This window comes from Pseudogemmobacter bohemicus (assembly GCF_003290025.1).
GTDB lineage: Bacteria > Pseudomonadota > Alphaproteobacteria > Rhodobacterales > Rhodobacteraceae > Pseudogemmobacter > Pseudogemmobacter bohemicus.
Map to the genome: position 1 here is coordinate 797,851 of NZ_QNHG01000001.1, position 26,062 is coordinate 823,912.

27 protein-coding genes are annotated in these 26,062 nt (G+C 64.0%); 14 read left to right on the forward strand and 13 right to left on the reverse strand.

Annotated elements, in window-relative coordinates; genetic code table 11:
* Window positions 1-108 precede the first annotated feature (108 nt).
* Entirely contained in the window at window positions 109-1,083 is a 975-nt protein-coding gene (gene cobS, locus DRF71_RS03825; RefSeq protein WP_112309227.1) for a cobaltochelatase subunit CobS, read from the reverse strand.
* 54 nt (window positions 1,084-1,137) lie between these two features.
* On the opposite strand from cobS, the gene DRF71_RS03830 reads away from it, so the two are divergent.
* Complete coding sequence (locus DRF71_RS03830; protein WP_112309228.1) at window positions 1,138-1,791, forward strand: hypothetical protein; 654 nt, start codon at window positions 1,138-1,140, stop codon at window positions 1,789-1,791.
* A 3-nt stretch (window positions 1,792-1,794) separates the two neighbouring features.
* Here DRF71_RS03830 and DRF71_RS03835 read toward each other — a convergent pair whose 3' ends face one another.
* Entirely contained in the window at window positions 1,795-2,430 is a 636-nt protein-coding gene (locus DRF71_RS03835; protein WP_112309229.1) for a J domain-containing protein, read from the reverse strand.
* A gap of 132 nt (window positions 2,431-2,562) precedes the next feature.
* On the opposite strand from DRF71_RS03835, the gene DRF71_RS03840 reads away from it, so the two are divergent.
* Entirely contained in the window at window positions 2,563-2,814 is a 252-nt protein-coding gene (locus DRF71_RS03840) for a BolA family protein (protein WP_112309230.1), read from the forward strand.
* Between the two features lie 118 nt (window positions 2,815-2,932).
* Window positions 2,933-3,400: an SRPBCC family protein gene (locus tag DRF71_RS03845; RefSeq protein WP_198672054.1), complete on the forward strand. Its 468-nt coding sequence runs from the start codon at window positions 2,933-2,935 to the stop codon at window positions 3,398-3,400.
* Here DRF71_RS03845 and DRF71_RS03850 read toward each other — a convergent pair.
* Window positions 3,397-3,837, reverse strand: a complete 441-nt coding sequence (locus tag DRF71_RS03850; RefSeq protein ID WP_112309232.1) for a rhodanese-like domain-containing protein — start codon at window positions 3,835-3,837, stop codon at window positions 3,397-3,399. The two genes, DRF71_RS03845 and DRF71_RS03850, sit on opposite strands and share 4 nt — an antisense overlap.
* Before the next feature lie 99 nt (window positions 3,838-3,936).
* On the opposite strand from DRF71_RS03850, the gene DRF71_RS03855 reads away from it, so the two are divergent.
* The 3 genes from DRF71_RS03855 (at window position 3,937) to DRF71_RS03865 (ending at window position 7,778) form a co-directional block, all read left to right on the forward strand.
* Window positions 3,937-4,461 carry an NUDIX hydrolase gene (locus DRF71_RS03855; protein ID WP_112309233.1) on the forward strand — a complete coding sequence of 175 codons (525 nt, stop codon included), beginning with the start codon at window positions 3,937-3,939 and terminating at the stop codon, window positions 4,459-4,461.
* A 50-nt stretch (window positions 4,462-4,511) separates the two neighbouring features.
* The gene (gene pepN, locus DRF71_RS03860; protein ID WP_112309234.1) at window positions 4,512-7,148 is read left to right on the forward strand and encodes an aminopeptidase N; all 2,637 of its coding nucleotides are present in this window, start codon (window positions 4,512-4,514) and stop codon (window positions 7,146-7,148) included.
* A 96-nt stretch (window positions 7,149-7,244) separates the two neighbouring features.
* Window positions 7,245-7,778 carry a hypothetical protein gene (locus tag DRF71_RS03865; RefSeq protein WP_112309235.1) on the forward strand — a complete coding sequence of 178 codons (534 nt, stop codon included), beginning with the start codon at window positions 7,245-7,247 and terminating at the stop codon, window positions 7,776-7,778.
* A gap of 84 nt (window positions 7,779-7,862) precedes the next feature.
* Here the strand turns inward: DRF71_RS03865 and DRF71_RS03870 are convergent, their stop codons facing one another.
* Window positions 7,863-8,495, reverse strand: a complete 633-nt coding sequence (locus DRF71_RS03870) for a lytic transglycosylase domain-containing protein (protein ID WP_112309236.1) — start codon at window positions 8,493-8,495, stop codon at window positions 7,863-7,865.
* A gap of 419 nt (window positions 8,496-8,914) precedes the next feature.
* Here DRF71_RS03870 and gatB point away from each other — a divergent pair, with 419 nt between their 5' ends.
* The 3 genes from gatB (at window position 8,915) to DRF71_RS03885 (ending at window position 11,544) form a co-directional block, all read left to right on the forward strand.
* Window positions 8,915-10,426: an Asp-tRNA(Asn)/Glu-tRNA(Gln) amidotransferase subunit GatB gene (gatB, locus tag DRF71_RS03875; protein WP_112309237.1), complete on the forward strand. Its 1,512-nt coding sequence runs from the start codon at window positions 8,915-8,917 to the stop codon at window positions 10,424-10,426.
* 188 nt (window positions 10,427-10,614) lie between these two features.
* Entirely contained in the window at window positions 10,615-10,929 is a 315-nt protein-coding gene (locus tag DRF71_RS03880) for a DMT family transporter (RefSeq protein WP_112309966.1), read from the forward strand.
* A 186-nt stretch (window positions 10,930-11,115) separates the two neighbouring features.
* Window positions 11,116-11,544 carry a DUF4177 domain-containing protein gene (locus DRF71_RS03885; protein ID WP_112309967.1) on the forward strand — a complete coding sequence of 143 codons (429 nt, stop codon included), beginning with the start codon at window positions 11,116-11,118 and terminating at the stop codon, window positions 11,542-11,544.
* A gap of 3 nt (window positions 11,545-11,547) precedes the next feature.
* Here the strand turns inward: DRF71_RS03885 and DRF71_RS03890 are convergent, their stop codons facing one another.
* Together DRF71_RS03890 and DRF71_RS03895 are read right to left on the reverse strand one after the other, a co-directional pair.
* On the reverse strand, window positions 11,548-12,651 hold the full coding sequence (locus DRF71_RS03890) for a pyridoxal phosphate-dependent aminotransferase (protein ID WP_112309238.1): 1,104 nt from the start codon (window positions 12,649-12,651) through the stop codon (window positions 11,548-11,550).
* Between the two features lie 89 nt (window positions 12,652-12,740).
* A complete protein-coding gene (locus tag DRF71_RS03895; RefSeq protein WP_112309239.1) occupies window positions 12,741-13,529 on the reverse strand; it encodes an inositol monophosphatase family protein in 789 nt (262 codons plus the stop codon).
* Window positions 13,530-13,628: 99 nt separating this feature from the next.
* Between DRF71_RS03895 and DRF71_RS03900 the strand changes: the two genes are divergently transcribed.
* Entirely contained in the window at window positions 13,629-14,183 is a 555-nt protein-coding gene (locus DRF71_RS03900) for a DUF2867 domain-containing protein (RefSeq protein WP_232831284.1), read from the forward strand.
* 3 nt (window positions 14,184-14,186) lie between these two features.
* Here DRF71_RS03900 and DRF71_RS27875 read toward each other — a convergent pair whose 3' ends face one another.
* Both DRF71_RS27875 and DRF71_RS03910 read right to left on the reverse strand, forming a co-directional pair.
* Complete coding sequence (locus tag DRF71_RS27875) at window positions 14,187-15,044, reverse strand: L,D-transpeptidase (RefSeq protein WP_232831285.1); 858 nt, start codon at window positions 15,042-15,044, stop codon at window positions 14,187-14,189.
* A gap of 165 nt (window positions 15,045-15,209) precedes the next feature.
* The gene (locus DRF71_RS03910) at window positions 15,210-16,115 is read right to left on the reverse strand and encodes a LysR family transcriptional regulator (protein WP_112309240.1); all 906 of its coding nucleotides are present in this window, start codon (window positions 16,113-16,115) and stop codon (window positions 15,210-15,212) included.
* A gap of 87 nt (window positions 16,116-16,202) precedes the next feature.
* Here DRF71_RS03910 and metF point away from each other — a divergent pair, with 87 nt between their 5' ends.
* Both metF and aroQ read left to right on the forward strand, forming a co-directional pair.
* Window positions 16,203-17,072, forward strand: a complete 870-nt coding sequence (gene metF, locus DRF71_RS03915; protein ID WP_112309241.1) for a methylenetetrahydrofolate reductase [NAD(P)H] — start codon at window positions 16,203-16,205, stop codon at window positions 17,070-17,072.
* A 187-nt stretch (window positions 17,073-17,259) separates the two neighbouring features.
* Window positions 17,260-17,697, forward strand: a complete 438-nt coding sequence (gene aroQ, locus DRF71_RS03920; RefSeq protein WP_112309242.1) for a type II 3-dehydroquinate dehydratase — start codon at window positions 17,260-17,262, stop codon at window positions 17,695-17,697.
* Window positions 17,698-17,783: 86 nt separating this feature from the next.
* Here aroQ and DRF71_RS03925 read toward each other — a convergent pair whose 3' ends face one another.
* The 5 genes from DRF71_RS03925 to DRF71_RS03945 all read right to left on the reverse strand — a co-directional run bounded on the left by DRF71_RS03925 (window position 17,784) and on the right by DRF71_RS03945 (window position 21,713).
* Window positions 17,784-18,326, reverse strand: a complete 543-nt coding sequence (locus tag DRF71_RS03925) for a biotin transporter BioY (protein ID WP_112309970.1) — start codon at window positions 18,324-18,326, stop codon at window positions 17,784-17,786.
* A 77-nt stretch (window positions 18,327-18,403) separates the two neighbouring features.
* Window positions 18,404-19,024, reverse strand: coding sequence for an energy-coupling factor transporter transmembrane component T family protein (locus DRF71_RS03930; RefSeq protein WP_112309243.1), 621 nt, complete (start codon window positions 19,022-19,024; stop codon window positions 18,404-18,406).
* Window positions 18,999-19,808, reverse strand: coding sequence for an energy-coupling factor ABC transporter ATP-binding protein (locus tag DRF71_RS03935; protein ID WP_232831286.1), 810 nt, complete (start codon window positions 19,806-19,808; stop codon window positions 18,999-19,001). Before DRF71_RS03935 ends, DRF71_RS03930 begins: the two co-directional genes overlap by 26 nt.
* 240 nt (window positions 19,809-20,048) lie before the next feature.
* Window positions 20,049-20,315, reverse strand: coding sequence for a glycine zipper 2TM domain-containing protein (locus tag DRF71_RS03940; RefSeq protein WP_112309244.1), 267 nt, complete (start codon window positions 20,313-20,315; stop codon window positions 20,049-20,051).
* 120 nt (window positions 20,316-20,435) lie between these two features.
* Window positions 20,436-21,713, reverse strand: a complete 1,278-nt coding sequence (locus tag DRF71_RS03945; protein WP_112309972.1) for a 4-aminobutyrate--2-oxoglutarate transaminase — start codon at window positions 21,711-21,713, stop codon at window positions 20,436-20,438.
* Between the two features lie 295 nt (window positions 21,714-22,008).
* On the opposite strand from DRF71_RS03945, the gene dprA reads away from it, so the two are divergent.
* Window positions 22,009-23,205, forward strand: a complete 1,197-nt coding sequence (dprA, locus tag DRF71_RS03950; RefSeq protein ID WP_112309245.1) for a DNA-processing protein DprA — start codon at window positions 22,009-22,011, stop codon at window positions 23,203-23,205.
* A gap of 112 nt (window positions 23,206-23,317) precedes the next feature.
* Entirely contained in the window at window positions 23,318-26,026 is a 2,709-nt protein-coding gene (topA, locus tag DRF71_RS03955) for a type I DNA topoisomerase (protein WP_112309246.1), read from the forward strand.
* Window positions 26,027-26,062: the final 36 nt, after the last annotated feature.

A 26,062-nucleotide genomic window follows, 5' to 3' on the forward strand; every position in this document is an offset into this window, starting at 1 on the left:
CCCGAGGATATTTAAGGACAGATGAAAAGGGCTTTCCTTTCTCCTGTCTGAAAATATCCCCGGGGGGAGGCCGAAGGCCGCAGGGGGCAGGCAGCCCCCCGTCTTTTCTTACTTCATCGCCATGGAGGCGGCGGATTCCGGCAGCTCTTCATTGAAGCAGCGCTGATAGAACTCGGCGACGGTCTGACGCTCCAGCTCATCGCATTTGTTCAGGAAAGAAAGCCGGAACGCATATCCCACATTGCGGAAGATCTGCGCGTTTTGCGCCCAGTTCAGCACGGTCCGCGGCGACATCACCGTCGAGAGATCACCATTCATAAAGGCGGTCCGGGTCAGATCGGCAACGGTGACCATCTGGCTCATGGTCTTGCGGCCTTCGGCGGTGTTGTAATGTGGGTTCTTTGCCAGAACGATGGCAGTTTCCGCGTCATGCGACAGGTAGTTCAGCGTCGCCACCAGTGACCAGCGGTCCATCTGGGCCTGGTTGATCTGCTGCACGCCGTGATAGAGGCCGGTCGTATCGCCAAGGCCCACCGTGTTTGCAGTGGCGAAGAGGCGGAAGGACGGGTGCGGCGTGATGATCTCATTCTGATCCAGCAGCGTCAGCTTGCCGTCATGCTCCAGCACGCGCTGGATCACGAACATCACATCGGCGCGGCCGGCATCATATTCGTCGAAGACGATGGCAACGGGATTGCGCAAAGCCCAGGGCAGGATACCCTCCTGGAATTTCGTCACCTGGCGGCCATCTTCCAGCTTGATCGCATCCTTGCCGATCAGGTCAATCCGCGAGATATGGCTGTCGAGGTTCACCCGCACGCAGGGCCAGTTCAGCCTCGCGGCGACCTGTTCGATATGCGTGGATTTGCCGGTGCCGTGATAGCCCTGGATCATCACGCGCCGGTTATAGGCAAAGCCTGCCAGAATCGCGAGCGTGGTATCGGGGTCGAATTTATAGGTGCTGTCGATCTCGGGCACGCGATCAGTGCGATCGGCGAAGCCCTTGACCCGCATCTCGGTATCGATGCCGAACACTTCACGGACTGAGATTTCTTCGGTCGGCTTGATCGCATTATCGGGCATGGTCAGGTCCAGGGTTCGGGCAGATTTCGGGCAATTTCAGGCGGTCCCTGGTTCATGGAACATTCCGGACAGACGTGCAAGGGCGCCTTTGGTCGGGAGCGCTGTGACCGCCTGGCCCTGGTCTTGCCACAGACAGAGGCCAATATGCCGGTGATCCGTGGTGGCGCGCTTCATGCGCCAGGCTGCGTGAACTGGCGGGCGGAGGATATTGCCATGCATTATCGGCTGGTTTTCAGCCTGATCACCGCTGTCGCGGCGCTGATCGTCTTTCATCCCCTATCTTTCATACAGTTCGCAAATCCAGGACCGACACCTCTCATGCCGCCGCCGGTCCCGCCGGTGGCGCGGTTCTTTCCTGCGCTCTGGCCTTACGCGGCCATCACTCTTTCTGCCGGGTTGACAGGGGCGGCACTGGCGCCGCTCTGGTGTTCGGGCTTTTGGGGGCGGCTGGTTGCAAGCCTGATCACGCCGGGCCTCGTGCTCGGGCCGGCGGCCCTTGTCCTGGAGCTGCTCAGCAGGGCGCCTGATCTGGGCCTTGTGCTGCTTGCTTTCGTCTGTCCGCCCGTGCTGATCGTTGCGGCAGCTGCAGAGATCCCGTCGGGCCTGATGGCCTGGTCCGGCGGAGTGCTGGCGGCATGGATCTCCGGCAGGACCATTGCCACGCGCCGCGCCAGGGCGGCGCGCCTGGCGGCAGGTCTCAATTTTTGAGCCTCAGTCCCGGAAGTAACGGCTGTCCTTGATCTGATCCCAGGCCCAGACCACTTCTTGCAGCATCTCTTCCTGGCTGCGGTCACCGCCATTCATATCAGGGTGAAGAACCTTTATCAGGGCTTTGTATTGTTTGCGGATTTCTGTCTTTGTCATCGTGTCGCGGGAATCCAGGATCTCCAGCGCCTTGCGCTCGGTCGGCGGCAGTTTCCGCGTCGCCCCTGTCGACGCTGTCGAGGGCACCGAGCGGGTGCCCTTCTCGCCAAGCAGTTCCAGCGGGTCATTCACCCCCATCCGGGCCCAGGAATTGCCGTCATCCTTTTTGGAAAACGGCTTCGTCTCGCGCTCCCAGAGGCGGTCCTTTTCGACGATGCGGCGGAATTCCTCATCCGAGGTGCCGTCGAAGAAATTCCATTTCAGATTGTATTCGCGGATATGGTCCTTGCAGAACCAGAAAAACTCATCGAGCTGCTCGCGCGATTTCGGCGCGCGGAACTCGCCGGTCTTGTCACAATCGGGATAGTCGCAGCCGCGCGCCGATGTCGCTGCGGCCGACACGCCGGCGCGGCGGCCGGCGGATTTGCGTTTCTTGTCCGTGGAAACACGGAGATCGAATTCGAACGGGTTCTTGCTGACCATTATACGCTGACCATAGTTCGGGGGGCCTCGTGCTGCCTTTTCAACGTGCTGCCTTCTTGCCGTGACGACTTCTCGACTCGGGCGCCCAAGTTTAGGTGTTTTGTCAGCAGATTGAAGAGGGGGTTCACGAAAATGCCCGTGATCGGTGAAATCGAGACGCGGCTGAGGGCGGCTTTTGCGCCTGTTGAGCTGGAGGTGCTGAATGAAAGCCACCGTCATGCCGGCCATTCCGGCGATGATGGCAGCGGTGAGACCCATTTCGCGGTCCGGATCCGCGCCGATGCCTTTGCCCCGATGAGCCGCATCGCGCGCCACCGCGCTGTGCTGGCGGCGCTTGGCGATATCCCGGCGCGCATTCACGCGCTGGCGCTGGATATCGGCTGAAATCCGGCAGCGGCATCGGCATGTCGCGGATCGCAAGCGCAGCACCGGCAGAAATCTGTCAGACTGATCGCAGGGCCGCTGGCCCCGTCTGCGTGAGTGACCATCGGGAGTGAGTATCATGCATTTCAACCCTGACACCGATCTGCGGATCGAGCGCCGGTTCCAGGCCACGCCCGAGCGTATCTGGCGCTGTCTGACCGAGCCCGCGCTGATCGAGTCCTGGTTCGCACCGCGCCCGGTGGTGACGCGCGATGTGAGCCTCGATCTCAGGCCGGGGGGATCTTTCCGCTCGGTGATGGATGTGCCGGGCCATGGCGAGATGCCGGGCCATGGCTGCGTGCTTGAGGTGGTCGGGGGCAGGCGCCTGGTCTGGACCGACCTGATGCGCGGCGGCTGGCATCCGAATGCCGGGAGCTTCGGCTTTACCGCGGTGATGGAGCTGTGGCCGGACGGGGCGGGTACGCTTTACCGCGCCAATGCGCTGCATCGCAGCACGGCGCAGAAGGCTGACCATGAAAAGATGGGGTTCCATGAGGGCTGGGGCGCTGCTGCCGATCAGCTGGGCGAGCTGGCGCTGACGCTTTAGCCCCTGGGGGCGACGTCGTTGCCTGAGACCCTGGTGGCGATCTCATTGGTGGCGACCTCGTTTCCGGCGGCTTTCCAGGCGGTAAAGCCGCCGCCGAGGCTGGCACAGCGCAGCCCCATCTGACTTGCGACCTCGGCCGCCAGCGCCGAGCGCCAGCCCGAGGCGCAGTAAAAGACATAGAGCCGCTCTTCCGCCAGCCAGGCCTTATGATAGGGGCTTTCCGGGTCGATCCAGAATTCCAGCATGCCGCGCGGCGCGTGGCGGGCGCCGGGGATCATGCCTTCGCGCTCCAGCTCGCGCGGGTCGCGGATATCGACAAACACCGCTTCGCCCGCCGCCTGCAGCGTGGGGGCTTCCTCGGGCGCAATGGTCGTGATCGCGGCAGTGGCCCGCGCCAGCAGATCGCGGTAGCCGAGTTTTTTGCGCGAGCCAGCCATGGACATCCCCCCTGATTCTGTTGCCATTCTGCCGGGCCGTGCGCCGTCTGACGAGGGTTCAGATGTCGGTGCGGCCGGAGAAAGGCCGGAGAACGCACCATGACCCGAGCTCCCGCCCCCGATCCCGCCCCCGCGCCGCTGCCGCGCCTCGCGGCACTTGCCGTGGTGGTGCATCAGGGGAAGGTGCTGCTGGTGCGCCGCCGCAATCCGCCCGATCAGGGGCTTTGGGGCTATCCGGGCGGCAAGGTCGAGTTCGGCGAGGCGGTGGCCCGCGCCGCCGAACGCGAACTGGCCGAGGAGACCGGGATCCGCGCCAGGGCCACCCGCCCGTTGCCCGGGCTGGATATTATCGGCCCCATTATCGGCCCCGGCGACGGGACAGCCTGCGGAACAGGCCGCGCCGCCTGGCATTATTATCTGGTGCCGGTGGTCTGCCGCTATCTCTCTGGCGTGCCGCAGGCGGCGGATGACGCCGACGAGGCCGCCTGGTTTCCCATTCCCGATGTGCTGGCCCGCCGCCATCCGATGAGCGCCGATGTCGATGCGGTTTTGCGGGCCGCTCTTCACGAGGAGGGGATCGGGACAGGCGGCGGGGCAGAGATAGGGGCGGGCGCCCCCTTGTAACCGCCCCGGCCCGGGTCCAGGTATTTGTGTATAAGGAAAGGGAAATCGCCATGACCGCCGATCATTCCAGCCCCGCCGCCAATGCCGGATCCGATCCTGCCGCCGATCCCCGCCCGGCCGATCCGCGTACTGTCTGGCTGTCCGATTACCGCCCCTTCAGCCATTTGCTTGACCGGGTCGAGCTGACCTTCCGCCTCGCGCCCCGGCGCACGAAGGTCGCCGCGCGGCTGCATCTGCGCCCGAACCCGGCCGCGCGTGGCCAGCATGTGCTGCGCCTTGACGGCGAGGATCTGCGGCTGATCTCTCTGAAACTCGACGGCACCGTGCTGGACCTGACCCCGGACGAGACCGGTCTGACCATCCCGGGCGATCTGTTGCCAAATGGCCCTTTCACGCTGGAAACGCTGGTTGAGATCGACCCCGCCGACAATACCGCGCTTGAGGGGCTTTACATGTCGAATGGCATGTATTGCACCCAATGCGAGGCCCAGGGCTTTCGCAAGATCACCTTCTGCCCCGACCGCCCCGATGTGATGGCGCGCTTTCATGTGCGGGTCGAGGCCGATGCAGCAGCCGATCTGCCGGTGCTCCTGTCCAATGGCAACCCGGTTGCTGCGGGGGCAGGCTGGGCGGAATGGGATGATCCCTGGCCGAAACCCACCTATCTTTTCGCGCTGGTGGCCGGCGATCTGGTGGCGCATCGCGCGCCGTTCACCACAAAATCGGGCCGCTCCGTTGACCTCGCGATCTGGGTGCGCCCCGGTGACCAGGACCGTTGCGCCTGGGCGATGGACAGCCTGATCCGCTCGATGCAATGGGATGAAAAGGTTTACGGCCGCGAATATGACCTCGACACCTTCAACATCGTCGCCGTCGATGATTTCAACATGGGCGCGATGGAGAATAAGGGGCTGAATATCTTCAACTCCAAATTTGTGCTGGCCTCGCCCGAGACCGCCACCGATGACGATTTCGCCCGGATCGAGGCGATCATCGCACATGAATATTTCCACAACTGGACCGGCAATCGCATCACCTGTCGCGACTGGTTCCAGCTTTGCCTGAAAGAGGGGCTGACGGTTTTCCGCGACCAGCAATTCTCGGGCGATATGCGCAGCCATGCGGTGAAACGGATCGAGGATGTGGCGCTCTTGCGCGCCCGTCAGTTCCGCGAGGATCAGGGGCCGCTGGCGCATCCCGTCCGCCCCGAAAGCTTTGTCGAGATCAACAATTTCTACACTGCCACCGTCTATGAAAAAGGCGCCGAGCTGATCCGGATGCTGAAAGTGCTGGTGGGTGATGCGGCCTATGCCGGGGCGATTGACCTTTACTTCAGCCGCCATGATGGCGAGGCGGCCACCATCGAGGACTGGCTGAAGGTCTTTGAGGATGCGACCGGCCGCGATCTCAGCCGCTTTGCCCGCTGGTATAGCGAGGCCGGCACACCGCGGCTGAACCTGACCGAGACATGGGAGAACGGGCGCTACTCTCTGACCTTCCGCCAGCACACGCCGGCCACGCCCGGCCAGCGGCATAAATCGCCCAAGGTGATCCCGATTGCGATTGGCCTGTTGAACGCCGATGGCAGCGAGGCGATCCCGCCGCAGGTGCTGGAGATGACCGAGGCGCAGCAGAGCTTCCATTTCGACGGGCTGGCCGCGCGTCCGGTCCCCTCGATACTGCGCGGCTTCTCGGCGCCGGTGGTGCTGGAGCGCATAGCCACCGCTGAGGAACGCGCCTTCCTGCTGGCCCATGACAGCGACCTCTTCAACCGCTACGAATCCGGGCGGGCGCTGGCGCGCGAGATGCTGACCGGGCTTGCGCGCGGGCAGGGTGATCTGCTGGCGGGCTGGATCGCGGCGCTGGCGCCGGTGATCCGCGATCAGGCGCTGGATCCGGCCTTCCGCGCACTGGTGCTGCGCCTGCCGGGCGAGGATGACATCGCCCAGGCGCTGCATGATCAGGGCGTCCCGCCCGATCCCGACAGGGTCCATGCCGCCCGCAAAGAGGCCGGGCTGGCGCTGGCCCGGGCGCTTGCGCCGGATCTCGACGCGCTGATCGCGGCTTTGCACGACAGCGGGCCCTTTGCGCCCGATGCGGCGGGGGCAGGGCGGCGGGCGCTGAGCAATGCGCTTCTGGCGCTGTTGTCGCGGCTGGATGGCGGCGAGGCGGCGCGCGCGGCTTTCAAAGACGCGAACAATATGACCGCGACGACCGGCGCGCTGGTGGCGCTGCTGGATATCGGTGGGGCCGAGCCCGAGCTGGCGCAATTCGCCTCCCGCTGGGCGGGGGATCGCAATGTCATGGATAAATGGTTCATGCTGCAGATCGCCTGTGCCGCGCCCGCCCGGGTGGCGGGGCTGGTGGCCGATCTGACCCGGCGGCCGGATTTCGACCTGAAGAACCCCAACCGCTTCCGCGCGGTCTTCGGCGCGCTTTCGGCGCATCATGCGGGCTTTCATCGGGCGGATGGTTCGGGCTACCGGCTGCTGGCTGACTGGCTCTTGCAGCTTGACCCGCTGAACCCGCAGACCGCCGCCCGTCTCTCGACCGCCTTCGAGACCTGGCCGCGCTATGATGAGGCGCGTCAGCACCTGATCCGAACCGAATTGAGCCGCATCCTCGACGCGCCCGGCCTCAGCCGCGACCTGTCGGAAATGGCCGGGCGGATGCTGGCGGCCGGGTAAGGAGTTCCATAGCCCGGGCAGATAAGGATATCAGGTGGTTGACCTTTGCGGCGCCTCGGTCTCACTTGGGTGTGATATTGTTGTGAAAGGTGCCCCATGCCTGTTCTGATCGCGCTTCTCGGGATCATCGCCACCGCCGCCATCTGGTATTGGCGCATGAAAGCGGCAGGCCAGGCGGCACAGGATCTCGCAGGCGTGGCGCAGGATGTGATGTCGGCCGCGCGCCGTTTCGGCTTTCGCCGCCGCTATAATGAACATCCGGTCGAAAGCCTGCAGGACGGCGATGTCGCCATCGCATCGGCGGGGCTTGCCTTTCTCGAACTCAGCGGCCTGCCCACCGCCGAACAACAGGATGCGCTGCTGATCTCGTTGCAAAGCCATCTGGGCTTTGACCGCGCAAAGGCCGAAGAGGCGGTGATCCTTGGCCGCTGGCTGATCAATGAATCGCAAGGCCCCGAGTCCGGGCTGAAACGCCTGACGAAACGGGTCTGGAAACTGAAAGGCGCCGGGGGCTTCGCGCCGCTGATGCAGGTCATCCGTGATGTGACAGCCGCCTCGCGCGATGGTCAGCTGGCGCCGCGCCAGCGCGATGCGCTTGACGACATCGCCCGCCAGTTCCGCGTCAGCTGAGGCGCTGCTGACTTCCTCTTGACCCAAATACTCAAAAACGGCCCCGAAAGGGGCCGCTTCCGTCCTGAACCATCGAATGACCGGTCAGAGCTTTGCCGAGCCCGAGCACCAGGGCTGAGCCGAGGTCCAGGCCGCCATCTCGGCGCGTTTCGAGGATTTGCGGAACGGGCCCCAGTCGCGGCCGACACCTTTATTGCCAGATCCGGCAACCACACCGTCCCGCGCCACCGCTTTCGAGAAGATCTCGACCGCGCAGCTGAGATTCTCGCCGCCATCCTTCAGCGCCGCCGCCGATTGTGCGTCGCAGCCATGCGAGGCCGCCGTGCGCGGCGAGATCTGCATCAGCCCGATATAGCGGCCACCGCCGCCCGAGGCTTTCGGATTCCAGGTGCTTTCATGTTTCGCGACCGCATGCATCAGCCCGACCCAGAAGGCGCGGCGCTGCTCGACCGGGGCCGCCTTATAGGCGGGGCACCAGCTGTCGATATCGGCCGGAACAAGGGCCGAAAGCTGCGCATCCTTTTCGGTGACCGCCTGCAATGCCTCATAGGTCCATTCTTTGGAGCCGGTATACCGCTCCCATCCCATCGAGGATTTGGAGATGAAGCTCTCCGAGGGGGCTGCAGGGTTGCTGCCGACCGCCTGAACGCAGGCGCTGAGGGACAGAGCAACCGTAAGTGCCGCAAGGGCGCGCAGACCCGACCTGGAGGTATTCATACTTTCTTGCCTTTTATGGCCTCGGGACAATGCCGAACGGGCGAACCGGAAAACGGGCAAACCTGGGGTATCGACGGTGCGGCAATTAACGGCAAACCCTGGTTCTGCAAAGTTCTGTGCGAAAAGCAGGCGGGAACCCGCCACTCACCCTGGGCGGCACCTGGCGAAATTCTGCCAGAAACGGTGGTTTTCGGCGCTTTGACCCCCGTTCAGACCCCGTTCACATCCGGGTTTCCCCGCGCCACCGGGCCGTCTGACCCGGCCCGGCCAGCTCCTGCCCCGGGTCTTGCCCAGGTCTTGCCCCCGGCCCGCGCAGGGCCTAAACACCGGTAAAACGCTCGCCCGGGCGCGCTTTCGGGCGCCTGCAGCGAGGTGATTCTGTCACCGGACCCGATCCCGACCTGCCTCAGAGGTGGACTATGCTCGATCTGACCTATACGCCCCCCGTTCCCAAAATCATCGCCGGCGCGAAACATGACTGGGAACTGGTGATCGGGATGGAGATCCACGCCCAGGTTGCCTCGAATTCGAAACTCTTCTCGGGCGCCTCGACCACTTTTGGGGCTGAACCGAACACCAATGTCAGCTTTGTTGACTGCGCCATGCCGGGGATGCTGCCGGTGATCAACGAATTCTGCGTCGAACAGGCGGTGCGCACCGGGCTCGGGCTGAAAGCCGCGATCAATCTGCGCTCTGCCTTTGACCGCAAGAACTATTTCTATCCCGACCTGCCCCAGGGCTATCAGATCAGCCAGCTCTATCACCCGATCGTGGGCGAGGGCGAGGTGATGGTCGAGATGGGGCCGGGCGTTGGCCGCCTCGTGCGGATCGAACGCATCCACCTGGAACAGGATGCCGGCAAATCGATCCACGACATCGACCCGAATCTGAGCTTCGTCGATTTCAACCGCACCGGCGTGGCGCTGATGGAGATCGTCTCGCGCCCCGATATCCGCGGGCCGGAAGAGGCCGCGGCCTATGTCGCGAAACTGCGCCAGATACTGCGCTACCTCGGCACCTGCGACGGCAATATGCAAAACGGCAATCTGCGCGCCGATGTCAATGTCTCGGTCTGCCGCCCCGGCCAGTATGAGAAATATCAGGCCAGCCAGGACTTCAGCCATCTCGGCACCCGCTGCGAGCTGAAGAACATGAATTCCATGCGCTTCATCCAGGCCGCGATTGATTACGAGGCGCGGCGCCAGATCGCCATTCTGGAAGATGGCGGCACGGTGGTGCAGGAAACCCGGCTTTACGATCCGGACAAGAACGAGACCCGCTCGATGCGCTCGAAAGAAGAGGCGCATGATTACCGCTATTTCCCATGCCCCGATCTCCTGCCTCTGGAGATCGAACAGGGGTGGGTTGACGGGATCGCGGCCTCAATGCCGGAACTGCCGGATGCCAAAAAGACGCGGTTCATGTCGGATTACGGTCTGACCGATTACGACGCATCAGTGCTGACCGCCGAGCTGGAAAATGCCAGCTATTTCGACGCGGTGGCAAAGGGCAGGGATGGCAAGCTCTCGGCCAATTGGGTGATCAACGAGCTTTTTGGCCGGCTGAAAAAGGAAGGCCAGGAGATCGCCGGGAGCCCGGTTTCCAGCGCGCAGCTCGGCGGCATCGTCGATCTGATTTCCTCGAATGTGATTTCCGGCAAGATCGCCAAGGATCTGTTCGAGATTGTCTGGACCGAGGGCGGCGATCCGGTCGAACTGGTCGAGACGCGCGGCATGAAACAGGTGACCGATACCGGCGCCATCGAGGCGGCGGTCGATCAGATCATCGCGGAAAACCCGGCCCAGGTGGAAAAGGCGAAGCAGAACCCGAAACTCGCGGGCTGGTTCGTCGGCCAGGTGATGAAGGCGACCGGTGGCAAGGCGGCGCCGGCGGCTGTCAATGATCTGGTGATGAAAAAGCTCGGCCTCTGACCGGCCCGTCAAGGGTGGTTGCCCGCAGGCCACAGACACAGCACAGGCTCCGGCATGGCTTGACCGCCTCGGAGCCTGTGTTAATTTTTGGCCAGGGTGCATGAAACCGTTGCCCCGATGGCATGGGGACGACCCTGTTGCCTCAGGTTCTGACCGGGACGGCCCGGCTCTTCTGGAGGCATGGCCGAATGGCATGGATCTATCTTATCGTCGCAGGTCTGCTGGAAATTCTCTGGGCCTATAGCATGAAGCTGTCCGAGGGATTCTCGCGGTTCTGGCCCAGCACTGTCACCATCGTCGCGATGATCTTCAGCTTTGGCCTGCTGTCTCTCGCGATGCGGACCTTGCCGCTGGGCACCGCCTATACGATCTGGACCGGGATCGGCGCGATCGGCGCCTTTGTCGTTGGGATCCTCGTCCTCAACGAGCCCGCAACCGCCATGCGCATCCTGGCGGCGGCGATGATCATTGGCGGCCTTGTGCTGATGAAAATCTCGTCCTGAGCGCGCTCTTCCCGGCCTCTTATACCACAGCCAGGGCACTCTGGCTGTGGTCATACCAGATATCAGGATTGTTGCGATCCAGGATCGGAAAACGGAAAAAACCTTTTGTGATTTGGACTTACGGAGAAAAATTCACTAAGATTGCGGTCAATGGCCCAGGCCCAGATCACACAGCCGGAGAGCAGGATGCAGCGGTTCGAGTATAAGGTGGTTCCGGCGCCCCGCAGGGGTGAAAAGGCGCGGGGGGTGAAATCCACCGAAGACCGTTTCGCGCTTGCGCTGAGCACGGTGATGAATGAGCTGGGCGCCGAGGGCTGGGACTATATCCGCGCCGATGCGCTGCCCTGTGATGAACGCTCTGGCCTGACCGGCACCAAAACCAGTTTCCAGAATATGCTGGTGTTCCGGCGGGCGCTTGAGGCGCCGCGCGCACCGGTCTTCGTGCGACAGGCCTCTGCTGCGGCCGAGGCCGTCGCCCCGCCCCCGCAGGAGCCGGCCGAACCCGTCGCTGCGGCAGACCCTGCAGTGGTGTCTCCGGTTCTGCATGCGCAGCCCCGGCAGGTGAATTCCGCGCCTGCGCTTGGGCCGGCCCGTCCGGAAATGGCAGCCGAGTAAGCCCTATCCCCGGGCTGCGCGCAGCGCCTCGGGCAGGATTTCTGATACCAGATCCAGCATCGGCTCTGGGCCGAGGCTGATGCGGATGCAGCGGTCCAGCGGCGCGACGCCAGGCATCCGGATGAAAAGCCCGCGCACCTCGCATTCCGCGAGAATCCGGCGCGAGAAATCGCCATCCCGCCCGCAATCCATGGTCACGAAATTGGTGGCCGAGGGCAGCGGCTCCAGCCCGTTTTCGCGTGCAATCCTGCCCATCCGGTCGCGCGCAGTGGCGATTTTCGCGCGGATTTCCGGGATCCAGGCCGTATCCTGCACCGAGGCAAGCGCGCTTGCGAGGCTGATCCGCCCCATGCCGAAATGGTCGCGGATCCGGTCGAAGCTGCCGGCGAGATCGGGTGCCGCAATCGCATAACCGACCCGCGCGCCGGCCAGCCCCCAGGCCTTAGAAAAGCTGCGCAGCCGGATCACCTGCGGGTGATCGGCGGGAATATCCGGGATCGCCTCATCGGGGGCGAGTTCGGCATAAGCCTCATCGAGCACAAGGAGCGTCTCTGGCGGCAGCGCCCCGGCAAGCGCGCGGATCGTGGCCCCACTGTGATGGCTGCCCATCGGATTGTCGGGATTGGCGAGGTAAAGGAGCCTGGCGCGATGCACCTTAGCGGCGCCCAGCAGCGCCCCGGGGTCCTCATGCGCGCCGAGATAGGGCACCCGGATCAGGTCGGCGCCTGCGCCCGCGACATGGAAATTGAAGGTTGGATAGGCGCCGAGACTGGTCACCACCGTCTCGCCGGGTTGCAGCGTCAGGCGACACAACAGGCCCAGCAGCGTATCGACCCCGGCCGCGATGGCGATATGGCCGGGCGAACAGCCATGACGCGCGGCAAGCGCCTGTTTCAGATCGTAATTTTCCGGATCTGCATACATCCAGGCCTCACCCGCCGCTGTCTGCATCGCAGCCAGCGCGCGGGGCGAGGGGCCAAAGCCGCTCTCATTGGCGCCAAGCCTTGCGCGGAAGGCGCGAGTGTTGCGGCGCTCCAGCGTTTCGGGGCCGGTAAAGGGCACGGTGGCGGGCAGGGCGGCAATGCGGGGCGTGAGAAAGCGGCTCATGGCGGCAGAATGGCCGCCTTCACGCGCCACTACAAGGGGGAGCCCAAGAGGACGGACCGGTGTTCAGACAGAGGGAAGGCGCGGCGCGATCAGCCGCGTAACAGGCCCGCAAGCTGGCTGAAGATCTGGTCATTGGCGGCAATGACAGAGCCGCTTTCCAGCGGGTCCTGATCTTCGCGGATGCCCTCGACCAGGCCACCGGCTTCCTTCACCAGCAACAGCCCCGCCGCCATATCCCAGGCCTTCAGCTCGCGCTGGAAACAGCCCTCATAGCGCCCCGCCGCTACCCAGGCGAGATCAAGCGCCGACGAGCCCGAAGACCGCACGCCAGCGGTGCCGGGGCTGACCAGCGACAGGTCTTTCAGCGTGGCGGGCAGCGTCTTTTGCGCGCCATGCGGGATGCCGGTGACAAACAGCGACTCATGCAGGCTGCGCCGCCCCGAGACCCTGAGCCGGCGATTGTCGTTCAGCCAGCAGCCCGAGCCCTTTTCGGCATAGAACATCTCGTCTTTCGGCGCGTCATAGACCACCGCCGAGACGATCTCGCCCTTATGCTCCAATGCGATGGAGATCGACCAGTGCGGGATGCCATGCAGGAAATTGTTGGTTCCATCCAGCGGATCGACGATCCAGCGCCGGGTCGGGTCCTGGCCCTCGGCGCCGCCGGTTTCCTCGCCCAGCCAGCCATAGGAGGGGCGCGCGCCCATCAGGTCTTCCTTGATGATGCGCTCGGCCTCGCGGTCGGCTTTCGAGACGAAATCGCCCGGGCCCTTGGAGGAGACCTGCAGGTTCTCGACCTCGCGGAAGTCCTTGATCAGCGAGCGCGCGGCCTTGCGGGCGGCCTTGATCATCAGGTTCAGGTTGGCGCTTCCCTGCATGGGCGGACTCCGGGTCAGGCATTGGCTGGAACGCAAGGGCCTTACAGGGAAAGCGGCAGGAAGGAAAGGGGGCGGGGTGGCTTCCTGCAGCCGTGGCGGTTGCGACCATTTGCGCGGCTGCGCGGGGCGGATCAGTCTGCGATACTGGCCGCGCGACAGATGGAGGGCATGGGGGTGGAGGCGCCGGAAAGGGTGACGCTGGACTCCAGCGGGCGGCTGGATTTTTACGACCGCGCCGAACTGACCTTGCCCGAACCGATTTCCGCGCTGGAGGTGTGGAACCGTATTATGGCGCGCCCACAGCCTGTGATGGCGTTGGCATTCCGGATCCGGGATGCGATTTCGGCGCGTTTTGGCGTCAGGCGGATTGGTGGCTTTTCTGGTATTCCCCGCACGGAAGTCGCCGTTGGCGACCGGCTTGATTTCTTCCTGGTCGAGCGCGCAGGCCCGGATCTTCTGGTGCTGACCGAAAGGGACCGCCATCTTGACGTGATGACCTGCATATCGACTGCCGGGCGGCAGGTGGCGATCACCTCATCGGTGATCACCCACAATTTGTTCGGCCGGCTCTATATGATCCCGGTCGGGCCGGCGCATCGCCTTATCGTCAGGCGGATGCTGCGCCGCCTGGCCGCCGCACCGCCGCGCCGCTGAGCCTCAGTCGAGGATCTCGACCTTCATCTTCGACTTACCCTCCTGCTGCACCATCGCGAAGAGGATTTTCGCATTGGCGCGGCTGAGGCGGACGCAGCCGGCCGAGGCGGGGCGGCCGAGTTTCGATTCCTGATCGGTGCCGTGGATCGCGTAATTGCCGCTATAGAAGATCGAATAGGGCATCGGCGCGTTGTTATAGAGCGATGATTTGTGGTTTTTGGACAGCCATTGCGGCTTGAAGCTGCCTTTCGGCGTCACCTTGCCTTTACGCGCGGTCGAGACCGGCCATTCATGGATCATCTCGCCTTTGTACCAGACCTCCATCATCTGCTGCGAGATCGAAACGCGGACTTCGATCGTTTCGCGGGTCAGTTCTTCGACAATGGCGACGGCGCGGTTCACGCCGGAACTGGTGACGGCCAGCACGACATCTTCGGGAATGGCGGGCGCAGGCGGAGCCTTCGTCGGCACCGTTGCAACCGCAGCCTGACCGGATTTCGGTGCGGCATCCACCGCTGCGGCAGTCTCAGCCACTTTTGGCGCGGTTTCCTCTGCGGTGGCGGTCTCCGCCGCTGCGGGCGGCGCTGCTCCCTCCGCCGCAGCGGTCTCGTCTGCTGCGGGCGCAGCGGGCTCTTCGGGCGGCAGCGTCGCGGCCGAGAGGATCTCCTCGGCAATCGTTGCTGCGCGCTGCACAGGATCCTCAGCTGCCGGGTCAGAGGTGATGATTTTGGGCTTAACAAATTTCGGGCCGGTCTCGGCAGCGGGAGCATCCGTGCCGCCCTGAGGCTGGGTTTCTGCCCGCAGCGGGGTGCTGGCCAGCGCCAGGATAAGAGCCAGAGCGGGCATCAGGTCTGCGCGCATTTTTCTCTCCGTCATCGCCCCGGCAATGGTCTTGCCGTAAATCCGTTTTTCGGGGTTCAGCTTTTGGCTGCCTTGCGCATTAGTCAACGTCGATTCGGTCAATAGCAGGTTATGAATGCCGGACTTTTACAGCGATTTCCTGCTTATGCGCTGTAAAGTTGCAGATCAGCCACGCTGCAGCCGCACGGCCTCGATCCGGGCAAGCCGCAGGAAATGCGCCATAAAGGGGCGGGCGCTGTCTTCTTCGCGGGTTGCCGCATACATGCGTTTAAGGACCGGATCGGGCCCCAGCGGACGGGTGACATAGTCGGATGAGCTGCGCACCTCGCGCATCACCCAGTCGGGCAGCACGGCAACGCCGCGGTTCGATCCGACCAGCATCAGGATCACGGCGGTCAGCTCGGCGGTGCGATGGCCGCGCGGCTCGACCTTGGCGGGGGTCAGGACTTCGGTGAAGAGATCCAGCCGGTCGCGGCTGACCGGATAGGTGATCACCACCTGGTCGCGGAAATCCTCGGCGGTGATGACGTCTTTTGCCGCCAGCGGATTTTGTGACGAGGCCACAAAGGTCGGATGATAGTCGAAAAGCGGGTTGAAGGTGACGCCGTTCTGCGCCGCCGGATCCGAGGTGATCACCAGATCGACCTCTTCGCGGTTCAGCGCCGGCATCGCGTCGAAGGCCAGCCCCGCGCGGATATCGACATCGACCTCGGGCCAGGCACGGCGGAACATCTCCAGAACCGGGAACAGCCAGTCGTAACAGGCATGGCATTCCAGCGTGATATGCAGCCGACCCGATTTGCCCGAGCGCAGCGCGATGAACTCCTCCTCCAGCGCGTCGATCTCGGGCAGGATACGGTCAGCGAGCTTCAGCATCCGAAATCCGGCGGCGGAAAGGCGCATCGGCTTTGATCGGCGCACGAACAGTTCCATCCCGGCCTGATCCTCCAGCCCCGCCACCTGATGCGACAGCGCCGACTGGGTCATGTTCATCATGTCAGCCGCGCGGGCCAGGCCGCCGGCGGTGTGGATGGCGCGGATGGTGCGCAGGTGGCGGATCTCGATATACATGTGTTATTTTCATAAAGATACTGAGGATTATGAATTTGTCTCACATTGTCGAATCTGCGACAAGGGGCTTGTTCACGGAGACAGATCATGACGAAAACGCCGCGCATCTCGTTTGAATTCTTCCCGCCGCAGGGGCTCGATGCCTCGTTCCGGCTGTGGGAAACGGTGCAGGCGCTGGCGCCGATGCAACCGGAATTCGTCTCGGTGACCTACGGGGCCGGCGGCACCACCCGCAAGCTGACCCATGAGGCGGTGGGCACCATCCACCGCAATTACGGGCTGAATGTCGCGGCGCATCTGACCTGTGTGGATGCCTCGAAAGCCGAGACGATGGAAATCGTCGAGAGCTATTATGACGCCGGTGTGCGCGAGATCGTGGCGCTGCGCGGTGATGCACCCAAGGGCGCGGCGAAATGGGAAAAGCACCCCGAGGGCTTTGCATCTTCGGTCGAGCTGGTCGAAGCGATTGCAAAGACCGGCAAGTTCAAAGTGCGTGTCGGCGCCTATCCGGAGCCGCATCCCGACAGCGCCTCGACCCAGGCAGATGTCGAATTCCTCAAGCGCAAGATTGATGCCGGTGCGACTTCGGCGATGACCCAGTTCTTCTTTGAGGCGGATACCTTCTTCCGCTTCCGCGATGCCTGTGTGAAGGCCGGGATCTCTGCGCCGGTCATTCCGGGCATCCTGCCGATCATCTCCTGGGAAGGCGCGAAGAAATTCGCGAAACGCTGCGGAACTGATGTGCCGGTGAAACTGGACGAGGCCTTTACCCGCGCGGCGCGTGACGGGCGAGAAGAGCTTTATTCGCTGGCGCAATGCACCCAGCTTTGCGACCGCCTGATCGAGGGCGGTGTGGAAGACCTGCATTTCTACACGCTGAACCGGCCGGAGCTGACCCGTGAAGTGGTGCGCGCGCTTGGCATCCAGCCGCAGGTCGTGCTGGAAAACGTCGCCTGAGGCAGGCAGGCCCGGGCAAGGGATCGGGCAAGGGATCTCCCTGGCGGCTCCATTCTGTGGCTGAGGCTACAGGGTGGGGCCGCATTTTTATTGCGCAGATGGGGGGTGCCGCCGGGGTAAGGGCTCGGCTATTCTTTCGCGGTGAATGCGATATTGCGGGCCGCTTGCGGCGAGACGGGGAACTGAGATGGCAAAGCGGGTTACGCTTCTGAACGGGCCGAACCTCAATCTGCTGGGCAAACGCCAGCCAGAGATCTACGGGCATGAAACGCTGGCCGATATCGAGGCGGCGGCGTCACGGCTGGCGGCGGAGCTGGGGCTTGAGCTTGTGGCGCATCAGTCGAACCACGAGGGCGCGCTGGTCGATTATATCCAGGCGGCGCGGGATGGGTCGGATGCGATCATCATCAATCCGGGTGCCTATTCGCATACATCGGTGGCGATCCTTGATGCCCTGAATGCCTTTGAGGGCGTGGTGATCGAGGTGCATATCTCGAACATCCATAAGCGTGAGGCCTTCCGGCATCATTCCTTTGTATCTTCCCGCGCCGACGGCGTTATCGCCGGCTGCGGCACAGAGGGCTATCTGCTTGCCCTGCGGCGTATCGCAACGCTGACCGTCTGAACCGACCGCGCCCGGAGCATGCTCAGGGCGCCGTTTCCTGCACAGGAAACGCACCGATTTCTGTTTCAGAAATCGGCCGTCTCTGGTCAGGCGCGTGACAGAAGTGAGGCCGGGCGCGCTTTGGCAAGCGAGGCGGTGATCACGCCTGCAAGCACTGCCTTGATCATGTCGCCCGGCAGGAAGGAGCCGCAATAGAAAGCTGCTTGCGCCAGCGAGATATCAAGCACCCAGGCCATGGCCGGAATGCCGCTGAGATAGAGCACGCCTATGCCTCCGATGACCGAGGCCGCGCCCGCAGCCCAGCCCACCGGAAGGGTGGTGCGCTCGACCAGCCAGCCGATCACAAGAGCGGTGATCGGGTAGCCGATCAGGAAGCCGGCCGACGGGCCCATGAAGGGGCCGATACCCGATTTGCCGCCAGCAAAGACTGGCAGGCCGGCAAGGCCCAGCAGCAGGTAAAGCAGCACCGCCAGAAAGCCGTTGCGCGCGCCCAGCACGGTGCCGCAAAGCATCACACCCAGCGAGGTTGCGGTGATCGGCACGCCAAAGGGCAGCGCGATCTGCGGCATGACCGCCAGAGCCGCAAGAACTGCTGCCATCAGGGCGATATGGGTGAGGCTGCGTTCCATTCCATGCTCCATTGTGCATTTGCGGCACGCTATGCTGCAGCAGGGCATGGCATCAAGTGCAATGTTGCACAGGACTGTCAGGATTCTTTGCCGCCGGGGCTTCCATCTGCACCGCCCCGCGCCCGCAGCGCATCGGCGCTCTGATCGGCGATATCCAGCGCCCCCAGCAGGACCGGCATCACGATATGCCAGGCCGGGCGGCGCGGCGATCTTGCCCGCCAGGCGTCGCGCAGCCGCGCCGTGGTTTCCGCCATGACCGGCACGAACCGAATCACCAATGCGAAAGCCATGGCCAGACGGCGCGGCGGCAGCAGCGGCGCCAGCGGGCGGGCCAGTCGTTCAAACACCGCGAGCATATCGGTGAGCCGTGTCGTCATCGTCACCAGATTTGCCGCCGCCACCAGGGTCAGCATCCTGAGCGTGATCAGGCCGGCATGGCCGGGCCTGCCGTCCCACCAGCCAAAGACCATAAGCGCCAGCGCAAAGGGCCAGAGCGGCCAGAGCATCCGCGCGCCCTGCGCCAGCAGCAGACGCCCCCCGGGCAGATAAAGCGCCAGCACAAGGAGCGCCGCAGTACCGATTGGCAGCAGTTTTTCCGATGCCATGACCAGAAGGCCGAAGAGCATCAGCGCGGCAAGTTTCGCCCCCGCCGGCAACCGGTGCCAGGGGGTCTCAACCGGCGAGGTGAGTGTCAGCATCGACCTCTCCCAGCCGGGTCATCTCGGCGCTATAGGCTGCCAGAACCTCCCGGGGCGGGCCATCCATCCGCAGCGCGCCGGCCTCGAACCAGAGCACCCGGTCCTGATCCGTCAGATCGCGCGGGTCATGGCCGATGGTGATGATCCTGAGGGGCAGGGCGGCAAGGCGGCGCTTCAGCCGCAGGCCCGTCGGCAGGTCGAGGCCGGAAAACGGCTCGTCCAGCAAGAGCGTCTGCGGCGCCATCAGCAAAAGGGACAGGAGGCAGAGATATTGTTTCTGTCCGCCCGAAAGCGTGCTGACCGGGGCTTCGGCCCAGTGGCTGCGGGCCTCGTCCAGCAGGAGCCGGTCCACCTTTGCCCGCGCCTCGCTGCGGCTGAGCCCCTGCTGGGTCAGGCCGAAGCCCAGCTCTTCGGCCACGGTCGGGAACAGGATCTGGTGGTCCGGGTTCTGAAACAGGATACCGATAGCGTTCAGCGCGGCGCGGCGGTTTTTGTACATATCCTTGCCGCTGATGCTGACGCTGCCGCTTTCGGCGGCGATCAGCCCGGCCATCAGCCGTATGAACGTGCTCTTGCCCGAGCCGTTGCGGCCGATGATGGCGATTCTCTGCTCGGACAGTTCCAGATCCAGCGCGCCCAGGATGCTGCGCCCGCCAGGCACCCGCACCTCTCCGGTGCGGATGAGCAAGGGCGGGGGCTGATCGGGCCGGCTGGTCATATCGGCGGAGCGTTCCGGAACGGGGCTGAGGGAGGGCAGGGCGCGGCCCCGGCTGAGGCCCGTCATAGGCGGCGCGTGCGGCGCTGCCAAGAGCCGCTGTCGGCAGTCGGGCCGGAGATCAGATGGGCTGTAGATCAGATAGCCGGAGATCAGATGGGCGGTAGATCATCAGATGGGCGGGGCTGCCCCGAAAGAGCCGCGCCTTGTGAGAGCCGCGCCTTGTGCAGCCAGGCCCGAATGAAACAGCCCCGGCCTTGCGGCGCGGGGCTGTCTTTCGATTGCTCAGATGCAGGCCGGGCCCGCCGTTCAGCAGGCAGCGACGTAGCGCTGGCCGGCCGAATTGCGGTAGTAGCACTGGCCCGCGGTCGAGGTCTGGCCAAGATAGGTGCCGGCGGCGGCGCCAACGGCCGCGCCGATCAGCGCCCCTTTGCCCATATCGTCGCCCGACGACAGTGCGGCGCCGGCTGCTGCGCCGGCAACACCGCCCAGAATGGTGTTCTGGGTGGGCGTGGTCTCGACACAGGCGGAAAGCGCCAGCGCGGAGAGGGAGAGAGCAAGGACGATCGCTTTCATAACAACCTCATATGGTTTGCTCCGCAGAGCGGTGTTTCAGGGCTGCGTGGTTAACGCAGCCCGATGCCGTCAGGTTCCCCGACTCCGCGCCCGGCGTCAATTCACGCTTTCTGACAGCGCTCAGGCCTGGCGGGCTGCTGCTACCGAAGCCTCAAGAATTCCAAGCGCTTCGGTGAAATGCGCCTCGGCAATGGTCAGCGGCGCGAGGAAGCGCACCACATTGCCGTAAACGCCGCAGGAGAGCAGGATCAGGCCGCGCTTCAGCGCCTCGGCGATGATGCGTTTCACGATTTCGCCATCGGGCTCGGTCGTGCCGGGCTTGCCGAATTCCGCCGCGATCATAAAGCCGGGGCCACGGATGTCGATGATCTCGGGCGTGGTGGCGCGGATCTCTTCCAGCTTTTGCTTCAGACGCGAGCCCATTTCCGTGGCGCGGGCGTTGAGGTTCTCCTCCTCGACCACATCCAGCACCGCATTGGCCGCCGCAACCGAGAGCGGGTTGCCGGCATAGGTGCCGCCAAGACCGCCGGGCTGGCTGGCATCCATCAGATCGGCGCGGCCGGTGACCGCCGAGATCGGAAAGCCGCCGCCAAGGCCCTTGGCCATGGTGGTGAGGTCCGCCGAAACGCCATGCGCTTCCATCGCAAAGAGGGTGCCGGTGCGGGCGATGCCGGTCTGCACTTCGTCGGCGATCATCACGATGCCATATTGGTCGCACAGCGCGCGCAGCGCTTTGATCAGATCGGTCGGCAGCGGGTAGAAGCCGCCTTCGCCCTGGACCGGCTCGAAAATGATTGCGGCAACGCGCTCGGGATCGACATCGTTTTTGAAGAGCTTGGTGATGCCGTCCAGCGTGTCTTTGGTGGTGATGCCGTGGATTTCCTGCGGGCAGGGGACGTGGAAGACGTCGGGCATCATTGCGCCGAAGCCCTTCTTATAGGGCTCGACCTTGCCGGTCAGGGTCATGCCCATGAAGGTCCGGCCATGGAAGGCGCCGCCAAGGGCGATCACCGCATTGCGGCCGGTGGCGCGGCGGGCGATCTTGATGGCGTTTTCAACGGCTTCGGCGCCGGTGGTGACGAAGATCGTCTTCTTTTTGAAATTGCCCGGAACCTTGTCGTTCAGGCGCTCGGCCAGGCGGATATAGTTCTCATAGGGCAGCACCTGGTGACAGGTATGGGTGAAACGGTCCAGCTGCGCCTTGACCGCCTCGATCACTTTCGGGTGGCGGTGGCCGGTATTGACGACCGCGATGCCGGCGGCGAAGTCGATATAGCGGTTGCCCTCGATATCCCAGACCTCGGCGTTTTCGGCGCGGTCGGCATAGATCTGGGTCGACATGCCGACGCCTTTCGAGATGGCATCCTCGCGGCGTTTGGCGACTTCGGCGTTTTTCATGGCAGGCTCCTCATGGCCCCGGACCAGGGCGCGGCAACGGCAGCGGCGGCGGTGCAGCCCCGCTTTCTTGCGCGCATTCGACCAGATCGGCGGGCGCGGATCAATCAAAGCCATGAGGCCAGATCGGCGCATTCCTTCGCGCCAGTAGGGCCAGTTCGGCGGGGCGTACGGGGGATGCAAAGCAATTTAGGAATTCTGCCTGAAATCGCCGGAAAATCGCTCTGGAGGGGGCGAATCTTCAGCTTTCGTTAACCAGGAGCCGCCATTGTCGGAGCTGCGAATGAGGCGAGGTGACATGGCGGACGGTCAGCTTTCGAACCCCACACACCCCACCCCACCCCGTACGGAGGAGGAACGTCTGGATGTTCTTCGTCTCATTCGTTCCCGCAGGGTCGGCGCGGTCACCTTTCACCGGCTGATTGCCGAACATGGCTCGGCGCGTGCGGCGCTGGCCGAATTGCCCCTGATCGCGCGCAGCGCCGGGGTTGGCGATTATGAATCCTGTCCCGAGGGTGTCGCCCGCGCCGAGCTGGCCGCTGGCCGCAGGATCGGTGCGACCCCCTTGTTTCATGGTGATCCGGGCTATCCCGACCGTCTCGGCGCGACAGAAGATGCGCCTCCGGTCCTGTGGTTGCAGGGCGATGCCCGGCTGCTGATGCAACCGATGGTGGCGATAATCGGCGCGCGCAATGCATCTTCGCTGGGGGTGCGCATGGCAAGGCGGCTGGCCCGGGATCTGGGCGCGGCCGGTTTTTGCGTGGTCTCGGGGCTGGCGCGGGGCATTGATGCCGAGGCGCATCAGGCGGCACTGGAGACCGGCACCGTGGCGGTGCAGGCCGGTGGCGTCGATGTGATCTACCCCCAGGAAAATGCCGTTCTGGCCGCTGACATCGCCCGCCAGGGGCTGCGGATATCGGAACACATGCCGGGAATGCAGCCGCAGACCAGGCATTTCCCGCAGCGAAACCGCATCGTGGCAGGGCTGTCGCGGGCGGTGCTGGTGGTCGAGGCGGCGGCGCGCTCCGGCTCGCTGATCACCGCGCGGATGGCGCTGGATCTGGGGCGCGAGGTATTGGCGGTGCCGGGCCATCCGTTTGACGCGCGCTCGACCGGCTGCAACCATCTGATCCGCGACAGCGCGACGCTGTTGCGTGATGCCGGTGATGTGCTTGAGGCGCTTGGCCTTGAGCGTGACACGCTGGCACAGGCCCCGCAGCCTCCCGATCCGGCAAGGCCAGCAGTAAGGGCTGTTTCCGGACGGGCAAGCCCGCATGCCATGCCGCCCGGTAATCCTCCCCGCAACACGGTGCCTGGCGATACGGTCAGGCTGCATGGAATGATCCTTGACCGGCTCGGCCCCAGCCCGCTGGCCGAGGATCAGCTGATGCGCGATCTGTCGCTTTCCAGCGCAGCCCTGGTGCCGGAATTGCTGACGCTGGAGCTGGAGGGGCGGATCCTGCGCCAGCCGGGAGGGTTGCTGTCCCGGCGCTGAACCGGCCCCGCCACTATCCGATTATGAGCAGCGCAGTTGACAATTCCCCCTGTTGCACCACATCTGGGTCCGCCCATATTGCCTGTATAAGATACGCTCCGGAAAGGGATTCATGCCTGTCGTCGTTGTAGAATCTCCTGCCAAGGCCAAGACAATCAACAAATATCTCGGTCCGGATTACACCGTTCTCGCCTCTTACGGCCATGTTCGCGATCTGCCGCCCAAGGATGGCTCGGTGGATACCGAACACGATTTCGCGATGAAATGGGAGGTCGCGGCCGAGAGCAAAAAGCATGTCCGCGCCATTGCCGAGGCGTTGAAAACCGATGATGCGCTGATTCTCGCCACCGACCCCGATCGCGAGGGCGAGGCGATTTCCTGGCATCTGAAAGAGGCACTCGCGTCTTCCCTGAAAAAGGGCAAGACCGTCAGCCGCGTGACCTTCAACGCGATCACCAAGGACGCGGTGACGAAAGCGATGAAGGAGCCACGCGAAGTCGATGAGCCGCTGGTCCATGCCTATCTGGCGCGGCGCGCGCTGGATTATCTGGTGGGATTCACACTCTCGCCGGTCTTGTGGAGGAAACTCCCCGGTGCGAAATCTGCGGGCCGCGTGCAATCAGTCTGCCTGCGCCTGATCGTCGAGCGCGAGATGGAGATCGAGGCTTTCAAGGCCCGCGAATACTGGTCGGTCAAGGTGATCCTGACGACACCGCGGGGCCAGGAATTCGAGGCGAGCCTTGTCGCCCTGGCCGGTGCGAAATTGCAGAAATTCGACATTCCGACCCTGGCGGCGGCGGAAATGGCGGTCCATGCGGTCACCTCGCGCCAGTTCACCGTCGCGGGTGTTGAGAGCAAACCCGCCAGCCGCAACCCCTGGCCGCCCTTTATGACCTCGACGCTGCAGCAAGAGGCCAGCCGCAAATTCGGTATGGGCGCAAAACAATGCATGAATGCGGCGCAGCGGCTCTATGAAGCCGGCTATATCACCTATATGCGGACCGACGGCATCGACATGGCGCCCGAGGCGGTGATGGCCACGCGGGCCGAAATCGGCCGGCGCTTCGGGGATGCTTATGTCCCGAAAAGCCCGCGCATGTATAAGAACAAGGCGAAAAACGCCCAGGAGGCGCATGAATGCATCCGCCCGACCGATATGTCGGTGGATCCTGGCAAGCTGCGGGTCGAGGAGGATCAGCGCCGGCTTTATGACCTGATCTGGAAACGCACGATTGCCAGCCAGATGGAAGCCGCGCGGATGGAGCGCACGGTGGTCGATATCACCTCGCCCGATGGTCAGGTGGGCCTGCGCGCCAATGGCCAGGTCGTGCTGTTCGACGGCTTCCTGCGCGTCTATGACCAGGGCCGCGATGATGAGGATGAGGATGAGGGCCGCCTGCCGCAGATCATGCAGGGCGAGGCGGTCAAACCGGCCAGCGGCGCGCTGAAAGAGGCGTTTTCCAAAGCCGCCGCCCGGGCTGCGGGCGAGCATGAGGACCGCATCGCCTCGGCGGTTCTGGGCGAGGGCGGCGCGGTTCTGGCGACGCAAAGCTTCACCCAGCCGCCGCCGCGCTATACCGAGGCCACGCTGGTCAAACGGATGGAGGAACTCGGGATCGGGCGCCCCTCGACCTATGCCTCGATCCTGACGACGATCGTTGATCGCGAATATGTCCGCAAGGATAAGAACCGGCTGATCCCCGAGGATAAGGGGCGGCTGGTCACGGCGTTTCTGTCGAATTTCTTCCACCGCTATGTTGAATATGATTTCACCGCCGCGCTGGAAGGCGAGCTGGATGATGTTTCGGCGGGGGAGCGCGATTACAAGGATGTTCTGGCGCGATTCTGGCGCGATTTCTCGGCCGCGGTGGCCGAGACCGCAGATCTCAGGATCGGTGAAGTCCTTGACAAGCTGGATGATTTTCTGGCGCCGCATCTCTATCCGCCGCGTGCGGATGGCGGTGATCCGCGGATCTGTCCGACCTGCGGCACCGGCCGTCTGCATCTGAAAACCGCGCGCTCGGGCGGCGCGTTTATCGGCTGCGGCAATTATCCGGAATGCCGTTACACGCGCCCCATCGCGGGGGATGCGGAATCGGTGGCCTCAGATGGTCGTATTCTGGGCCAGGATGATCAGGGGAATGAGATCAGCCTGCGCGCTGGCCGCTTTGGCCCCTATGTGCAGCGCGGCGAGGCGACCGAGGCGCAGCCCAAACCCGACCGCTCCAGCCTGCCCAAGGGCTGGTCGCCGGATACATTGACGCTGGAGCGGGCGCTACAACTCCTGTCGCTGCCGCGCCAGATCGGGCCGCATCCCGAGGATGGCGAGATGGTCGAGACCAGCCTCGGTCGCTTTGGCCCCTATGTTAAGCATGGCAAGACCTATGCAAATCTGGCTGACGCGGAAGAGGTGTTCAGTCTCGGCATGAATCGGGCGGTCGAGTTGCTGGCGCAGAAAAAAGCGCGTGGCCCCGGGGGGCGGGGCGCTGCGGCGCAGCCGCTGAAATCGCTGGGCCAGCATCCTGAAGGCGGCGAGATCCAGGTGATGCCGGGTCGCTATGGGCCTTATATCAAATGGGAAAAGGTCAATGCGACGCTGCCGAAAGACATTGCCCCCGAGGCGGTGACGCTGGAGGAAGCGCTGGCACTGGTCGCTGAAAAAGCCGCGAAATCGCCGGCCAAAAAGGCGAAAAAAGCTCCGGCGAAGAAGGCGGCAGCTGAAGGCGCCGCCAGGCCGGCAGTCAGAAAAGCGGCGGCCAAAAAGCCGGCCGCGAAAAAGCCGGCTGCAAAGAAAGCGCCATCGAAAGCCGCAGTGCCCTGAGGTCTTCAGTGTCTGAGGCCTGAAGTATCTGAGCCT

Coding starts and splice junctions, on each gene's coding strand:
- cobS (WP_112309227.1), bottom strand. CDS start 1,083: ATGCCCGATAATGCGATCAAGCCGACCGAAGAAATCTCAGTCCGTGAA.
- DRF71_RS03830 (WP_112309228.1), top strand. CDS start 1,138: ATGGAACATTCCGGACAGACGTGCAAGGGCGCCTTTGGTCGGGAGCGC.
- DRF71_RS03835 (WP_112309229.1), bottom strand. CDS start 2,430: ATGGTCAGCAAGAACCCGTTCGAATTCGATCTCCGTGTTTCCACGGAC.
- DRF71_RS03840 (WP_112309230.1), top strand. CDS start 2,563: ATGCCCGTGATCGGTGAAATCGAGACGCGGCTGAGGGCGGCTTTTGCG.
- DRF71_RS03845 (WP_198672054.1), top strand. CDS start 2,933: ATGCATTTCAACCCTGACACCGATCTGCGGATCGAGCGCCGGTTCCAG.
- DRF71_RS03850 (WP_112309232.1), bottom strand. CDS start 3,837: ATGGCTGGCTCGCGCAAAAAACTCGGCTACCGCGATCTGCTGGCGCGG.
- DRF71_RS03855 (WP_112309233.1), top strand. CDS start 3,937: ATGACCCGAGCTCCCGCCCCCGATCCCGCCCCCGCGCCGCTGCCGCGC.
- pepN (WP_112309234.1), top strand. CDS start 4,512: ATGACCGCCGATCATTCCAGCCCCGCCGCCAATGCCGGATCCGATCCT.
- DRF71_RS03865 (WP_112309235.1), top strand. CDS start 7,245: ATGCCTGTTCTGATCGCGCTTCTCGGGATCATCGCCACCGCCGCCATC.
- DRF71_RS03870 (WP_112309236.1), bottom strand. CDS start 8,495: ATGAATACCTCCAGGTCGGGTCTGCGCGCCCTTGCGGCACTTACGGTT.
- gatB (WP_112309237.1), top strand. CDS start 8,915: ATGCTCGATCTGACCTATACGCCCCCCGTTCCCAAAATCATCGCCGGC.
- DRF71_RS03880 (WP_112309966.1), top strand. CDS start 10,615: ATGGCATGGATCTATCTTATCGTCGCAGGTCTGCTGGAAATTCTCTGG.
- DRF71_RS03885 (WP_112309967.1), top strand. CDS start 11,116: ATGCAGCGGTTCGAGTATAAGGTGGTTCCGGCGCCCCGCAGGGGTGAA.
- DRF71_RS03890 (WP_112309238.1), bottom strand. CDS start 12,651: ATGAGCCGCTTTCTCACGCCCCGCATTGCCGCCCTGCCCGCCACCGTG.
- DRF71_RS03895 (WP_112309239.1), bottom strand. CDS start 13,529: ATGCAGGGAAGCGCCAACCTGAACCTGATGATCAAGGCCGCCCGCAAG.
- DRF71_RS27875 (WP_232831285.1), bottom strand. CDS start 15,044: ATGCGCGCAGACCTGATGCCCGCTCTGGCTCTTATCCTGGCGCTGGCC.
- DRF71_RS03910 (WP_112309240.1), bottom strand. CDS start 16,115: ATGTATATCGAGATCCGCCACCTGCGCACCATCCGCGCCATCCACACC.
- metF (WP_112309241.1), top strand. CDS start 16,203: ATGACGAAAACGCCGCGCATCTCGTTTGAATTCTTCCCGCCGCAGGGG.
- aroQ (WP_112309242.1), top strand. CDS start 17,260: ATGGCAAAGCGGGTTACGCTTCTGAACGGGCCGAACCTCAATCTGCTG.
- DRF71_RS03925 (WP_112309970.1), bottom strand. CDS start 18,326: ATGGAACGCAGCCTCACCCATATCGCCCTGATGGCAGCAGTTCTTGCG.
- DRF71_RS03930 (WP_112309243.1), bottom strand. CDS start 19,024: ATGCTGACACTCACCTCGCCGGTTGAGACCCCCTGGCACCGGTTGCCG.
- DRF71_RS03935 (WP_232831286.1), bottom strand. CDS start 19,808: ATGACGGGCCTCAGCCGGGGCCGCGCCCTGCCCTCCCTCAGCCCCGTT.
- DRF71_RS03940 (WP_112309244.1), bottom strand. CDS start 20,315: ATGAAAGCGATCGTCCTTGCTCTCTCCCTCTCCGCGCTGGCGCTTTCC.
- DRF71_RS03945 (WP_112309972.1), bottom strand. CDS start 21,713: ATGAAAAACGCCGAAGTCGCCAAACGCCGCGAGGATGCCATCTCGAAA.
- dprA (WP_112309245.1), top strand. CDS start 22,009: ATGGCGGACGGTCAGCTTTCGAACCCCACACACCCCACCCCACCCCGT.
- topA (WP_112309246.1), top strand. CDS start 23,318: ATGCCTGTCGTCGTTGTAGAATCTCCTGCCAAGGCCAAGACAATCAAC.